The 14,039-nt window shown below is 72.0% G+C and carries 14 protein-coding genes; 8 read left to right on the plus strand and 6 right to left on the minus strand.

The features are described 5' to 3' along the window. The first annotated feature begins 17 nt into the window (after window positions 1-17). From AB0B29_RS32135 to dnaK, 4 genes are all read left to right on the plus strand, one after another. Window positions 18-2,093, plus strand: coding sequence for a phage holin family protein (locus tag AB0B29_RS32135; protein ID WP_362245291.1), 2,076 nt, complete (start codon window positions 18-20; stop codon window positions 2,091-2,093). A gap of 138 nt (window positions 2,094-2,231) precedes the next feature. Next, window positions 2,232-2,660, plus strand: a complete 429-nt coding sequence (locus AB0B29_RS32140) for an OsmC family peroxiredoxin (protein WP_053673829.1) — start codon at window positions 2,232-2,234, stop codon at window positions 2,658-2,660. A gap of 123 nt (window positions 2,661-2,783) precedes the next feature. Then, window positions 2,784-3,524, plus strand: a complete 741-nt coding sequence (locus AB0B29_RS32145) for a glycerophosphodiester phosphodiesterase family protein (RefSeq protein WP_362245293.1) — start codon at window positions 2,784-2,786, stop codon at window positions 3,522-3,524. A gap of 67 nt (window positions 3,525-3,591) precedes the next feature. Beyond that, a complete protein-coding gene (gene dnaK / locus AB0B29_RS32150) occupies window positions 3,592-5,472 on the plus strand; it encodes a molecular chaperone DnaK (protein WP_362245295.1) in 1,881 nt (626 codons plus the stop codon). 102 nt (window positions 5,473-5,574) lie between these two features. Here the strand turns inward: dnaK and AB0B29_RS32155 are convergent, their stop codons facing one another. Then, window positions 5,575-6,420: an NAD(P)H-binding protein gene (locus AB0B29_RS32155; RefSeq protein ID WP_362245297.1), complete on the minus strand. Its 846-nt coding sequence runs from the start codon at window positions 6,418-6,420 to the stop codon at window positions 5,575-5,577. Between the two features lie 103 nt (window positions 6,421-6,523). Between AB0B29_RS32155 and AB0B29_RS32160 the strand changes: the two genes are divergently transcribed. Further along, on the plus strand, window positions 6,524-6,910 hold the full coding sequence (locus AB0B29_RS32160) for a winged helix-turn-helix transcriptional regulator (protein ID WP_362245299.1): 387 nt from the start codon (window positions 6,524-6,526) through the stop codon (window positions 6,908-6,910). On the opposite strand, the gene AB0B29_RS32165 is transcribed toward AB0B29_RS32160, so the two are convergent. Both AB0B29_RS32165 and AB0B29_RS32170 read right to left on the minus strand, forming a co-directional pair. Further along, the gene (locus tag AB0B29_RS32165; protein WP_362245301.1) at window positions 6,907-7,374 is read right to left on the minus strand and encodes a nitrate reductase molybdenum cofactor assembly chaperone; all 468 of its coding nucleotides are present in this window, start codon (window positions 7,372-7,374) and stop codon (window positions 6,907-6,909) included. The two genes, AB0B29_RS32160 and AB0B29_RS32165, sit on opposite strands and share 4 nt — an antisense overlap. A gap of 131 nt (window positions 7,375-7,505) precedes the next feature. Then, on the minus strand, window positions 7,506-8,369 hold the full coding sequence (locus tag AB0B29_RS32170; protein WP_362245303.1) for a helix-turn-helix domain-containing protein: 864 nt from the start codon (window positions 8,367-8,369) through the stop codon (window positions 7,506-7,508). A 242-nt stretch (window positions 8,370-8,611) separates the two neighbouring features. Between AB0B29_RS32170 and AB0B29_RS32175 the strand changes: the two genes are divergently transcribed. Further along, window positions 8,612-9,037, plus strand: coding sequence for a hypothetical protein (locus AB0B29_RS32175; RefSeq protein WP_362245305.1), 426 nt, complete (start codon window positions 8,612-8,614; stop codon window positions 9,035-9,037). Here AB0B29_RS32175 and AB0B29_RS32180 read toward each other — a convergent pair. Beyond that, window positions 9,019-9,825 carry a helix-turn-helix domain-containing protein gene (locus tag AB0B29_RS32180; RefSeq protein WP_362245307.1) on the minus strand — a complete coding sequence of 269 codons (807 nt, stop codon included), beginning with the start codon at window positions 9,823-9,825 and terminating at the stop codon, window positions 9,019-9,021. The genes AB0B29_RS32175 and AB0B29_RS32180 overlap by 19 nt on opposite strands. Window positions 9,826-9,952: 127 nt before the next feature. Here AB0B29_RS32180 and AB0B29_RS32185 point away from each other — a divergent pair, with 127 nt between their 5' ends. Beyond that, window positions 9,953-10,258, plus strand: a complete 306-nt coding sequence (locus tag AB0B29_RS32185) for a 4a-hydroxytetrahydrobiopterin dehydratase (RefSeq protein ID WP_362245309.1) — start codon at window positions 9,953-9,955, stop codon at window positions 10,256-10,258. A gap of 4 nt (window positions 10,259-10,262) precedes the next feature. Further along, on the plus strand, window positions 10,263-11,006 hold the full coding sequence (locus tag AB0B29_RS32190; RefSeq protein ID WP_362245311.1) for a class I SAM-dependent methyltransferase: 744 nt from the start codon (window positions 10,263-10,265) through the stop codon (window positions 11,004-11,006). A 112-nt stretch (window positions 11,007-11,118) separates the two neighbouring features. Here AB0B29_RS32190 and AB0B29_RS32195 read toward each other — a convergent pair whose 3' ends face one another. Together AB0B29_RS32195 and AB0B29_RS32200 are read right to left on the minus strand one after the other, a co-directional pair. After that, complete coding sequence (locus AB0B29_RS32195; protein ID WP_362245313.1) at window positions 11,119-13,599, minus strand: cellulose binding domain-containing protein; 2,481 nt, start codon at window positions 13,597-13,599, stop codon at window positions 11,119-11,121. Window positions 13,600-13,839: 240 nt separating this feature from the next. Then, window positions 13,840-14,039, minus strand: a 200-nt coding sequence (locus AB0B29_RS32200; protein ID WP_362245315.1) for a glycoside hydrolase family 48 protein, incomplete at its 5' end; no start/stop codon positions are given.

Genomic DNA, 14,039 nt, shown 5'->3' on the forward strand with positions numbered 1-14,039 from the left:
ACGTGAGGTGGCTGGGCGTGCGGGGCGTGCGGTGGCGGCGGGTCGCCAGTCAGGTGGGGCGGAGTGTCGCCGTGTGGGCGGTCTGCACCGTCACCATGCTCGTGCTCGCCGGGATCCTCCCGGACTTCCGGCTCCGCTCGGAGAACGGCGACAGTGCGACGGACATAGCCGTCACGGCGGCCTTCGGGGCGGGCGCCTTCGGTCTGCTGTCGGCCCTGGTGTGGCCCCTGCTCGTGCGGCTGCTTCTGCTCGTACCGGCGCTGGTGCTCGGACTCCTGGTGTTCTTCCTCAACGGCGCCCTGCTGCTGCTCGCCCTGCACCTCAACCCCGCCGAGCGCGGCGCGGCCGCGCCGGAGACCGCCGTCGTGGTCGCCGCCGTGATGTCCGCCGTGGCGTCCGCGACCGGCGCCGCCCTGGCCGTGCGGGACGACGATGCCTACCGCCGCAGGCTGTACCGCCTTTCCGACCGTCGCCGCCGGTCGGGGCCGCCCTCACCGGCCGGACCCGGCACGGTCTTCGTGCAGCTCGACGGCGTCGGCCACGACACCCTGCTCGACGCGGTCGGCAAGGGCCTGATGCCCACCGTCGCCCGCTGGCTCGACATCGGCGACGGCGGCCGCCCCACCCACCGGCTCACCCCCTGGCGAACCGACTGGTCCAGCCAGACCGGCGCCAGCCAGCTCGGCATCCTGCACGGCAGCAACCACGACGTCCCCGCCTTCCGCTGGTACGAGAAGGACACCCGCGAGGTGGTCGTCTGCAACCGCCCGACCAGCGCCGCCGAACTCCAGCGCCGTGCCGTCGAGCACGCGGGGCACGGCGGGCTGCTCACCGTCGACGGCGCCAGCCGCGGCAACCTGTTCAGCGGCGGCGCGGAGCAACAGGCCCTCGTGCTGTCCATCGCGGCCCGCCGCCGCAGCCGGGAGAACCGTTCCCGCGCGGGCTACTTCGCCTACTTCTGCGACCCTGCCAACGCCGTGCGCACCGCGCTCTCCTTCATCGCCGAGGTGGGGCGCGAGATCGGCCAGTCCACCCGGGCGAGCCTGCGGGGGCAGCGCCCGCGCGTCTCCCGCGGCGGTCTGTACCCCCTGGTGCGGGCCTTCGCGACGGTCGTCGAACGGGACGTCGTCGTCGCCGCCGTGACGGGCGACATGCTCGTCGGCCGCACGGCCGTCTTCGCCGACCTGGTGGCCTACGACGAGGTCGCCCACCACTCCGGCCCGGCGAGCCGCGACGCGCAGAAGGTCCTCGAACGCCTCGACCGCTCGCTCGCCCTGATCGAGAACGTCGCCGAGCACGCGCCGCGCCCGTACCGGATCGTCGTGCTGTCCGACCACGGCCAGAGCCCCGGCGAGACCTTCCGCTCCCGCTACGGCCTCACCCTCGGCGACCTGGTGCGGGCCGGCTGCGGCATGCCCGTACCGCGCAAGGCCGAGCGCACTCGCAGCGGCGCGGAGGCCCGCGCCGCCGTGCGCGCCGCGCTGCGCTTCCCCGTGGCGGAGACCGGTGAACAGCACCGCCCCGCGCGCGACTCCGAGCCGGTCGTGCTGGCCTCCGGCAACCTCGGCCTGGTCTCCTTCCCGGACGTCCCGCACCGGATGAGCAAGGAGGAGATCGACGCCCGCCACCCCGCGCTGCTGCCGACCCTCGCCAACCACCCCGGCATCGGCTTCCTGCTGGTCCGCAGCGAGGAGCACGGCGGTGTCGTCCTCGGTGCGTACGGTGCCGAGATCCCGCTGGCCGACCTCGACGACAACCCCGGCCCGCTCGCCCCCTTCGGTCCGGGCGCGGCCGACGCGATACGCCGTACGCACTCCTTCCCGCACACCGCCGACATCATGGTCAACTCCTTCCACGACCCGGCCGACGGCGAAGTCCTCGCCTTCGAGGAGCAGATCGGCTCCCACGGCGGCCTCGGCGGCGCCCAGGGCAAACCCTTCCTGCTGTCTCCGCTCGGCGTCTCCGCACCGGTCGGCGAGGACGAGGAACTCGTCGGCGCCGAGCACGTGCACCGGGTACTGCGGCGCTGGCTGCGCGAGGCGAACGGACCTCAGGTGCCGCTGGCGGCCACCGAGGAGGAGCAGGCCGCCTGACAGGGCCGCCGTACCCGGCGCACGCACACCACCAGAGGGCAGGTCCCCCGCGTGAGTTGGGCAGTAGTGTGATCGGATGGGGGACACGGGGCCCGGTGACGGGCCCGCACGCGAGTCCGCACGCGAAAGGAAGAACTCGTGGCTACCACGCGCTCTGCACACACCGTCTGGGAAGGCAACCTGCTCGAGGGCAGCGGTGTCGTCACCTTCGACTCCTCCGGTGCCATCGGCGAGCAGCCGGTCACGTGGGCCTCGCGCGCCCAGGAGGCGAACGGCAAGACCAGCCCCGAGGAGCTGATCGCGGCCGCCCACTCCAGCTGCTTCTCCATGGCCTTCTCCAACATCCTCAACAAGGCCGGGACGCCGCCCACCAAGCTCATCACCTCGGCCGACGTCTCCTTCCAGCCCGGTGAGGGCATCACCGGCATCCACCTCACCGTCGAGGGCACCGTCCCCGGCATCGACGAGGCGGCCTTCCAGGCCGCCGCCGACGAGGCCAAGACCGGCTGCCCGGTCAGCCAGGCCCTCAAGGCGACGCCCATCACGCTGACCGCCAAGCTCGCCTGACCCGCTGTATCCCCGTCGCGCGGGCCCGCCCACGGGGGCGGGCCCGCGCGACCTCGGTTCACCGCCCCCGGCCGGGGTAGGAACCGGACGCCTCGAACGCCGCCCCTCCGGGAACCGACGACCATGACGCCCCACCCCGCCGTCTCCGCGCACCGCGGCGGCTCCGAGCGAGCCGGCCCCGCCACCTGGGAGGCGTACGAGGACGCGATCACGTCCGGAGCGGAGTACGTCGAGTTCGACATCCGCCGCACCCGGGACGGAGTCCTCGTCGTCCACCACGACCCCCGGGTCGGTCCCGCCGGGCCGCCGCTGTCCGCGCTCACGCACGCCGAGCTGTGCGAGCGGGCCGGATACGCCGTGCCCGTGGTGGACGAGGTCATGGCGCTGATCGCCGGGAGACTCGTGGCCCACCTCGACCTCAAGGAGGTCGGTTACGAGCGCGAGGTGATCGACCGGGCGGTCGCCCTGCTCGGCACGGACGGACTCGTCGTGACCACGCTGGAGGACCGTTCCGTCGCCGCCGTCACCCGGGGCTTCCCCGGCGTGCGCACCGCCCTGTCCCTGGGACGGGACCGCCGGGAACTGGCCCTGTCCCGGCTGCCCGGGACCCGGCTGAGCGAGCTGTTCCCGGCCCGCCGCATCCGGGCCTGCGGGGCGCACGGCGTCGCCGTGCACCAGCGGCTGGCCAGGACCAACGTGCTGCGCCAGGCGACCCGGCACGGTCTGTTCACCATGGTCTGGACCGTCAACGACGACACGCTGATGCGGGCCTTCCTCGCTCACCCGCGCGTCGACGTGCTCGTCACCGACCGGCCCCGGCGGGCCGTCGCGCTGCGCGGCCCGATCACCCCCTCGCGGCATTGACAACAGCGCACTCAAGTTTTGTGCTGGAGTGTGTGGAGAGTCGTCGCCCTGGCGGAAGGGGACAGCGATGGGACGAGCGGTCGGAGTCGACCTCGGAACCACGAACTCGGTGGTCGCCGTGCTGGAAGGCGGCGAGTCCACCGTCATCGCCAACGCGGAGGGGGCCCGGACCACACCCTCGGTCGTGGCGTTCGCCAAGAACGGCGAGGTGCTGGTCGGAGAGGTGGCCAAACGGCAGGCCGTGACGAACGTGGAGCGCACCGCCCGCTCGGTGAAGCGGTACATGGGCGACGCGCACTGGCGTTTCCCGGGCGAGGGCGATGTGGACGGCACCCGCTACCGGGCCCAGGAACTGTCCGCGCGAGTGCTGCAGAAGCTCAAGCGGGACGCCGAGTCCTATCTCGGCGAGGACGTCACCGACGCCGTGATCACCGTCCCCGCCTACTTCGACGACACCCAGCGACAGGCCACCAAGGAGGCCGGTGAGATCGCGGGCCTGAAGGTGCTGCGCATCATCAACGAGCCGACGGCCGCTGCCCTCGCCTACGGCCTGGACAAGGAGAACGACCAGACGGTCCTCGTCTTCGACCTCGGCGGGGGCACCTTCGACGTGTCGCTGCTGGAGATGGGCGAGGGCGTCATCGAGGTGAAGGCCACCAACGGCGACACGCACCTCGGCGGCGACGACTGGGACCAGCGGATCGTCGAGTACCTGATCAAGCGGTTCAAGGGTCAGACCGGCGTCGACCTCGCGGGCGACAAGATGGCGGTGCAGAGGCTGCGCGAGGGCGCCGAGCGGGCCAAGATCGAGCTGTCCAGCTCGACCGAGACGACGATCAACCTGCCCTACATCACCGCCTCCGCCGAGGGGCCCCTGCATCTCGACGAGAAGCTCACCCGGGCCCAGTTCCAGGAGCTCACCGCCGATCTGCTCGACCGCTGCAAGGCGCCGTTCCACCAGGCGGTCGAGGACGCCGGCGTGAAGCTCTCGGCGATCGACCACGTGATCCTCGTCGGCGGCTCGACCCGGATGCCCGCGGTGACCGACCTGGTCAAGGAACTGACCGGAAAGGACCCGCACAAGGGCGTCAACCCCGACGAGGTCGTGGCCGTGGGGGCGGCGCTCCAGGCGGGCGTCATCCGCGGCGACGTGAAGGACGTGCTGCTGCTCGACGTCACCCCGCTGTCCCTGGGCATCGAGACCAAGGGCGGCATCATGACGAAGCTCATCGAGCGCAACACGACCATCCCGACCCGGCGTTCGGAGATCTTCACGACGGCGGCCGACAACCAGCCCTCGGTCGGCATCCAGGTCTACCAGGGCGAGCGCGAGATCGCGGCGTACAACAAGAAGCTCGGCGTCTTCGACCTGACCGGTCTGCCGCCTGCCCCCCGTGGAGTGCCGCAGATCGAGGTGGCGTTCGACATCGACGCCAACGGCATCATGCACGTCTCGGCCAAGGACATGGCCACCGGCCGCGAACAGAAGATGACCGTCACCGGCGGCTCGGCCCTGCCCAAGGACGACATCGACCGCATGATGCGCGAGGCCGAGCAGTACGCCGAGGAGGACCGGGAGCGCCGCGAGGCCGCCGAGACCCGCAACCAGGCCGAACAACTCGTCTACCAGACCGAGAACTTCCTCCGCGAGAACGGCGACCGGATCCCGGCCGACACGAAGTCCGAGGTCGAGTCGGCCGTCGCCGAGGTGAAGGAGCGCCTGGAACAGCAGGCGGACACCGCCGCCCTGCGCGCCGCCGTCGAGAAACTCGCCTCCGTCAGCCAGAAGATGGGCCAGGCGATGTACGCCCAGGCCCAGCAGACACCCACCGAGGAACCTTCCGGCACACCGCGCGACGAGGAGGGCGTGGTCGACGCGGAGATCGTGGACGAGGACAGAGACCAAGCCGCCGGGCGGGACGAGAAGCGCGGCCCCGGCCGGGGCTGAGCCCTTGGAGGGCCTGTCGTTCACATCGTGCCGGCGTCGCGGGGCGTGGCTCGGCTGACAGGCGCAGTCCCTCTCTCAGCCGACCTGATCCGAACGACAGGCCTAGCGGAACGCGGCGATGTGGCGGTGGGCCCAGTCGGTGAAGGTGCGGGGCGCGCGGCCGAGGATCCGCTCGATGTCGGGGCTGATGCGCCGCTCGGCGGGAGTGGGCTCACCCAGGATGGCCAGCGTCGTCTCCGCCACGGGTCCGGGCATGAACCGCAGCAGCTGCGCTCGGGCCTCGTCCCGGGTCTGCTCGGCGAAGCGGACCGGTTCGCCGAGTGCCTCAGCCAGTGCCCCGGCGCGCTGCCGTGGCGTGGTCAGGGCGGGCCCGGTCAGCTCGTAGACCTGTCCGCAGTGCCCGTCCTCCCGCAGCGTCGCCGCGGCGACCTCGGCGATGTCGTCCGGGTCGACGGTGGGCAGCCCGACGTCGCCGAACGGTGCGGCGACGGTACGCAGGGCGCGGACGGACTCGGCCCAGGCGTACGCGTTGGAGTCGAAACCGCCGGGTCGCAGGATCACCCACTCCAGGCCCGACCGCCGCACGGCGTCCTCGATGGCCCGTGCGACGCCCCCGTGGAAGGCCGACTCCGGCCGGGTCGTGACTCCCTGGGAGGAGAGCAGCACGACCCGCCGGACCCCGCCGTCCCGGGCCGCGTCAAGGATCTGCCCGGGGTCCAGCAGATGGGCGTCGGCCCCGCCGTTCTGCAGGAACAGCGCCTCGGCGCCGTCCAGCACGGGGCGGAGGCTGCCGGCGTCGGTCAGGTCCGCCGGGCGGGCCCGGACCCCGTCCGGCAGATCCGCGTCCGAGACCCCTCGCGAGGTCGCCGTCACCTTCTCCCCGGCCCCGGCCAGGGCCTGTACGAGCGGTCGGCCGACGTTCCCGGTCGCACCGGTCACCACGATCATGAGCAACTCCCTTGCTTCGCGGCCTTGTTGCCGATGTCGTGGACGCTAACACCGTCGGTATAGTAGGTACCTAGAGGAAAGTGACTATCCCAAAGGAGTGCGCATGGGTGTGGAGACGACCCGGGCGGCGTCCGCCGCCACCGTCCCGGAACTCGCCTGCCCGATCAGCGCGGTCGTGGACATCGTGTTCAGCCGGTGGACCACGCCGATCCTGTGGACGCTCCACACCCACGGCCGGCAGCGCTTCGTCGAGCTGGAACGACGCATCGGCACCATCACGCCGAAGGTGCTGACCCAGCGCCTCAGGCAGCTGGAGCGCGACGGCCTGGTCGTGCGCACCTACCACCCGGAGGTCCCACCGCGGGTCGAATACGAGATCAGCGAGCTCGGCCGCAGTCTCGCCCCGCTCTTCGCCCACCTCGCCGACTGGTCGGCCGCTCACCTGGACGAGGTCGAACAGTCCCGCCACGCCTACGACAGTGCGAGCTAGCGTCCCGTGGCGACCGGCGGCAGCGTCGCGCACACCGCGTCCAGGACCGCCGCGTAGGGCGTGCCGAAGTCGGTGAGCTTCGACCGGAGCTGAGCAAGGCCGTCCCGGTGCTCCGCCAGCAGCCCGGCGCTGCCGGTGCGGGACGCGAACTCCAGGACCGCCGGCAGGAAGTCCGGCGGCTCCTCGCCGGTGGTCTCCAGGCCGTGCGCGCGGTAGAGCTCCTCCGACGGTGTCGGGGCGGCCTCGCGCCAGACGCTCAGATACAGGCTGCGGTCCCGCGCGGCCTCGAAGACCTCGACGTAGTGGGCGGCCAGTTCCATCGGCGGGGTGAGCGCCGCGTGGTCGGCGAACTCCCGCAGCTGCGGGGCGGCTTCGCGCAACAGCGGCAGCCGGGAGCGGAAGTCGTCGTCGGGGTACATCAGGCACAGCGCGGCGGCCTGGTACAGCACCTCGAATCCGGGCATCGGACCTCCTCGCGGGCGCTAGCCTGCCCGCCCGTCACCCCGACGCTAGGGGCGGGCCGGGAACCGCACCCGCCGACAGCGCCCGTACGGGTCAGAACCTGTCCCATGACGTCGGGCGGGCGGCGAACCGCTCAGTAGCGCTCGCGGTACTCCCGCAGCAGTTCCTCCGTACGCTGTGCGGAGCCCGCCCGGGCCGTCATGTGGTCCAGCACCTCCAGATGCGCGGAGACCTCCTTGCGGGAGTCCAGGTACAGCGCGCCGGTCAGGTACTCGGTGAAGACCATGTCGGGCAGCTCGGGCTCGGCGAAGCGGAACAGCGAGAACGGCGCGTACGTGCCCGGGTGGGGGCCGTCCGCGAACTCGGCGATCTGCAGAGTGACCCGGTCGCGCCCGGCGTACTCCAGCAGCTTGTCCAGCTGCTCGCGCATCACCCGGCCGTCCGCGCTCACCGGGCGGCGCAGCACCGTCTCGTCCATGATGACCCACAGGTGCGGCGGGTTCGGGCGCTCCAGGAGCCGCTGCCGCTCCATGCGCAGCGACACATGCCGGTCCACGGCGTCCGGCCCGGCGTTGGCGATGGTGCCGGTCTGCAGCACGGCCCGCGCGTACCCCTCGGTCTGCAGCAGCCCCGGCACGAAGTGCGGCTCGTACGACCGGATGATCCGGGCCGCGCCCTCCAGGCTCACGTACAGGCTGAACCACTCGGGCAGCACGTCGTGGAACCGCTGCCACCAGCCCGGCCGGTTCGCCTCCTCCGCGAGGTCGACGAAGGCGGCGATCTCGTCCCCGGCCGCCCCGTACGCCGTCAGCAGGATCTGCACGTAGGGGATCTTCAGCGCGACGTCGGCGGTCTCCATCCGCCGGACCGTCGCCGGGGCCACCCGCAGCACCTTCGCGGCCTCGTCACGACTGAGGCCCGCGGCCTCACGCAGCTCCTGCAACCGCTTGCCCAGGACCACCTGGCCCACGGTGGGTGCGGCCCGCCGTTCACTCACGCCACGCCTCCCCAACGCGCCCAAGCCTGCGATCAGTCTGTCACGGTCGGTCGTCGCCACGACAGAGCCGGGAGCGAGAAGATCGCCGGAAGCGGAGGGGGAGCGGCGCGGGTATGACCCCGCGGGTAATCGACCGTGCGCCACCCGGAGGGGATCGTGAACGTACCGGTTCCCGGGCCGGCGCACTCCGCCCCGGGAACCGGCCCAGCCGCGCACCACGACCCGACGGAGGGTGATTCCCCATGTCCGCGATCCAGCTCGCCGCACTCGCCCGGACCTCCGAGCCGCAGTCGATGCTGCGCCGCTTCCTGGCCCTGGACGCCGCCGTGACCGGCGCGAACGCGCTCGCCTACCTCACGTTGTCCGGCCCGCTCGGAAGGTTCCTCGGGGCCGACGCCACGCTGCTCCTCGGCGTGGGTGCGTTTCTCGCCGTCTACGCGGGGGGCGTGGGCCTGCTGTCCGCGCGCCGGCAGCCGTCGGAGCTCGGCGTGCGGGCCGTCGTCGAGGCCAACCTCACCTGGGCGGCGGTGAGCCTCGCGGCCCTGGCCCTGTGGCTCACGCCGAGCACGCCGGGCGCCGTGTGGACGGTGCTCCAGGCCCTGGTCGTGGCCGGATTCGCCGTCCTCCAGCACATGTCCCTGAAGGTACGTCAGGACACGAGCTCCTGAAGGTACTTGACCGTCGCCGGGTCGGCCGGGAGCAGCGTCTCGATGGCCAGCTCGGCGACCGTCACGTCCATCGGCGTGTTGAACGTGGAGATCGAGGAGATGAACGACAGCGTCCGCCCCTCGTGCTCGAGCCGCAGCGGCAACGCGAAGTACGGAACCGGCTCCGACGGCTCGTCCACCGGATCCGCCTCGGGCACCGGATACGCAGCCACCTCCTCGTACAGCGCCCGCAGCGGCTCCGAGCGGTGCAGCGCGATCTGCCGCTCCATCTGCTCCAGCAGATGCCCCCGCCAGGCGCGCAGATTGCGGATGCGGGGCGCGAGACCTCGCGGGTGCAGGGCCAGCCGCATCGCGTTCAGCGGTGGTTCGAGCAGCGACTCGCAGACACCGTCGACCAGCGTCATGACCCCCCGGTTGGCGGCCACCACGTTGTACAGCGCGTCCACGACCAGGGCCGGATACGGCTCGTAGCCGCTGATCAGCCGCTCGATGCCCTCCCGCAGCGCGCCCAGCGCCGGGTCGTCCAGCGGCGTCTCCGGGTAGCGGGGGGCGTAACCGGCCGCCAGCAGCAGCGCGTTGCGCTCGCGCACGGGCACGTCGAGATGCTCGGCCAGCCGCAGCACCATCTCCTCGCTGGGCCGGGAACGGCCGGTCTCGACGAAGCTGATGTGCCGGGCCGAGGAGTCCGCGCGCAGGGCCAGCTCCAGCTGGCTGACCCGCCGCTGCTCCCGCCAGGCCCGCAGCAGCGGACCCACGCCCTGCTCGGCGGTGGACGGGTGAGTGGTCATGCCGGGACCGTAGTCGAGAACCGGCCGCACGGGACAGACGCACCCGTGTGACCAGGGCCCCGGCCGCCCCTGTGTGGCAGGCTGAGAGGACACCGAGGACACCGCAGTCCGGGAAGGAGCGCAGCCCATGCCCGTCGAACCGCTGTCGCAGAAAGAGGTCGAGGACCGCTTGGCCGAGCTGCCGGGATGGTCGCTCGACAGGGACCGCCTCGTGCGCTCCTACCGGCTCGGCTCGCACTTCGCGGCGACGGCGATGGTCGTGCACATCGCCCAGGTCCAGGAGGAACTGAACCACCACTCCGACCTCACGCTCGGCTACAACACCGTCTTCCTGGCCGTCCACACGCACAGCGCGGGCGGCGCCGTCACCGAGAAGGACTTCGAGCTCGCCCGCAGGGTGGAGGACCTGGCGCCCGGGCACGGGGCACACTGACCGGGTGCTCGACTACGACAAGGAAGCGGAGCGCTACGACGCCTCGCGCGGCGGCGAGCCCCGGGCGGCCGCCGCCGCCCGGGCCGTGCTGAGCCTCGTACCGCCGGACACGCGCAGTCTGCTCGACGTCGCCTGCGGGACCGGCATCGTGACCCGCCGGATCGCCGCCGCCCGCGACCGCATGCGGGTGACCGGCGTCGACCTCGCCGCCGCGATGACCCGGCAGGCCTCCACCCGGCTCCCCGGTGCCGTCGCACGCGCCGACAGCCGCCGACTGCCCTTCCGGGACGAGCAGTTCGACGCCGTGTGCAGCGTGTGGCTGCTGCATCTGGCCGCCGGGCCCGCCGAGCTGCGGACCATGGTCGGCGAGTGCGCCCGGGTGCTGCGGCCCGGCGGGACCTACGTCACGACGGTCGACAAGGCCGCCTCCCACAACGTCGGCAGTGACATCGATGTCGTCCTGTCCTCCCGGCCCCCCAGCCCGGTCCGGGACGCGGCGGCGGACGTCGAGTCCGCGGCCGCCGCCCACGGCCTGCTGCCGGCCGGGCAGGCCCGCTTCACCGGTCACGGCCTGGGCCGAAGCCCCCGTCGCACCATCGCCGACCTGCACCGGGGCTGGTTCGTCACCCTGCCGCCGGGCCACCCGCTCGCCGACGGCTTCGCCACCCGGCTCGCGCGGCTGCCCGACCAGGACCGGCCGCGCCCCGACCCGGTGTTCGGCCTGAGGTCGTTCCGCAAGACCGGGTGAACCAGGCGGCAGGCCCTGAGGTGCCCCGCGACGCCGGCGTGTGGACGCCGCGGCCGGGGAGCCGGCGGAGAGGGCACGCACCGTGTCCGGCACACGCCCTCGAGTCGAACGGTCAGGCGACCGTGCAGCTCTGCCGGCCCAGAGTGAAGGCGGTCGGCTTCGTGTTCGTGTCCGACCGTTGCGCCGTGAAGCCGAAGCTCACCGACGACCCCGCCGCCACGTTCGCGTTCCAGCCGACGTTCTTCGCCGTCACCGCAGCACCCGATTGTGCCGTCTCGGCGTTCCACGCCTGGGTCAGCTTCTGGCCGTCGGCGAAGGTCCAGCCGAGCGACCAGCCGTTCCAGGCGCTCGTACCGGTGTTGGTGAGCTGGACGTCCGCCTGGAAGCCCCCCGACCACTGGCTCGTGACCGTGTACGTCACCTTGCAGGCACCGGTCGGTGTGGGGTCGGGACCGGGCCCCGGATCCGTGGGGCCGCCGCCGGAGCTGTCGCCGTAGAGGACGCCCCGGCCGTTCGTCGAGACGTAGACGCGGCCGTACACCCGTGGGTCGCCGGTGATCGCCGCACCCGTCCAGCCCCACTGGTGCGCGTCGTCGTTGATGCGGGTCCAGCTCGCGCCCTTGTCCGTGGAGCGGAAGATGCCGCGTATGCCGCCGATCTTCGCGCTGGTGTAGAGGGTCTGGTAGGAGGCGCCGGGGGCGGCCTTGCCGAAGCCGATGGTGTCGGCCTGCTCGACGTTGGTGAGCTTGGTGAAGCTCGCCCCGCCGTCCGTGGAGTGCCACAGCCCGTACGTGCCGTCTGCCGCGCCGCCCGCCAGCCACACGTCGCCCTTCCCACCCGGCAGTGCCTTGAACCGGACGCTGTCACCGCTCGGCAGCCCCGTGGCAGGTGACGCCTTGAAGGTCGCTCCGCCGTCGGCCGCCGACGCGACCGTGCCGCCGCCGCTCACGCCCGAAGGGTCGGTGCCCGCGAACCAGTTGGCGCCGTTGTCCGTCGAGAACGCGATGTGCGGCCCGGAGTCCAGGTTGCCCGTCCGCACCACCGTGTTCGGGTCCGACTCGGCGAAGTCCAGGCTCGTGGTCGTCGTGAAGTTCGGCTGGGTGAACATCATCGACGGCACCTTCGTCAGGTCCGTGTGCCGGAAGCCGCCGATGTCACCGAGCGCGCTCAGCAGCGGGGCGCCGGACGGGGGAGAGACGAGGTCGTTGACCGATGTCTCCTCCAGCCCCTGCACCATCGGTCTGATGGCGAACGTGCTTCCGCTGTCCCACTTCGTGAGGTTCTCGGTGCCGTAGACCGTCGCACCCGTCCCGTACATCATCCGGTCGGAGTCGAACGGGTCGATCTCCAGCGCCTCCGTCATCCAGCCCAGCTTCGGCGTCTGCTCGGGCGGTTGCGGGTTCGCGCCCCAGGTCAGCCACGGCGAGGACGAGACGTCCATCGTGTAGCGGTTCGCACGGTTCGGGTACGACGTGTAGTCCCACGCCCTGGTCCAGGTCGCGCCGCTGTCCCTGGACCGGAAGATCTGCGTGTCCGGCCACCAGGCGCTGTACGCGGTCGCCATGACCGTGCCCGGCTGCTGCCGGTCCACGGTCAGCCCGCTGAAGCCGTAGGAGGTGTCCGCCTCCGCCACCGGGCTGATGTCCGTCCAGGTCGACGTGCCCGTCGCGTACCGCCACAGCCGGCCCTTGCCGCCGTCGTACGGGCCGCCCTTGTCGCTGTAGGCGAGATAGAGGTAGCCGTTCTTCGCGTCCAGGACGCCCTTGTGGGCGAGGTGACCGGTGGGCTGCCCGGCCAGCCGCTGCCAGGTGGCGCCCGCGTCCGTCGACCGGTACACCGCGTTGTCCTTGTCGGCGACCCCGACGTAGATCGTCTTCGTGGCGCTCCCGGCGGTGCCGGTGGACTCGTCGAAGGTGACCCAGACGATGCCCTGGTTGTCGGAGGCGTAGCCGGTCGTGTCGCTCGGGTCCTGGGCGTAGTTGCCGACGTTCGGGAAGTTCGCGACCTGTGACCAGGTGACGCCGGAGTCCGTCGACCGCCACAGCCCCTTGCCGCTGGGCGCGCCCAGATACAGCACGCTGTTGCGGTTCGGGTCGATCGACAGCCGCTCGCCCATGCCCCGCCCCGGCATATTGCCGCCCAGCTTGAACGGCAGGTCCGCCTTCCGCCAGCTCGCGCCCCGGTCGGAAGAGCGCATCACCGCGCCGTTCTTCGGGTCCCAGCCGTTCGTGTACGTCCCGACCGCCGCGTACACCCGATTCGGGTCGACGGAGTCGGTCGCGATGCTGACGACGCCCGTGTGCCCCCAGTCGTCCCACCCGACCGAGTCCAGCAGCGGCGTCCAGGTCTTGGAGGACTGCTGCCAGCGGTACGCCCCGCCGATGTCCGTGCGGGCGTAGACGAGGTTCTTCTCCGAGCGGTTGAAGACGATGCCGGGGACAAAACCGCCCCCGTCGATCCGGGCGTTCTTCCAGGTGTACGTGTCCGCGGCGAGCTTCGTCGCCGGGGGATCGGCGGCCAGGGCGGTGGGGGCGCCCGACAGCAGCCCGGCCGCCAGCGCCAGCACGGCCGTGAGGATACGGGTTCTTCGCACGGCGGGGTTCCTTCCATGAGGGAGAACGTGCGAGGGCCGGGCGGCTCCGGTGTGGGTGGAGCCGCCCGGCCGTGGTGACCCCGCGTCAGGTGCAGGGCCTCTCATACGCAGAGCTTCGGACGCACCCGCTTTTGGGGGCGCGGGGCTGCATCCATGTGCGGCACCGCCGCGTGGGCGCGACCAGCCACAACGGACCCGCAGCCGAAGTACCCGCCCCACCCGCGGAGCGCCCGGCGGGGGCTATTCGAGAAGTTCCGCGTACGAGCCCATGGCCAGGGCGATGTCTGCCTGGGCCCAGAACCGGTGGTAGGTGAAGGACGGCACCGCACCGCCCGCGAGATATGTCTCGATCTTCGACCAGGCGGGGTCGTCCTCGTAGAAGGAGCGGATGGAGTCGAATGTCGAGGACGAGTTGATCGCGTCGCCGTTCGGCATGGTGC

The organism is Streptomyces tibetensis (assembly GCF_040647715.1).
GTDB classification, from domain to species: Bacteria; Actinomycetota; Actinomycetes; order Streptomycetales; family Streptomycetaceae; genus Streptomyces; species Streptomyces tibetensis_A.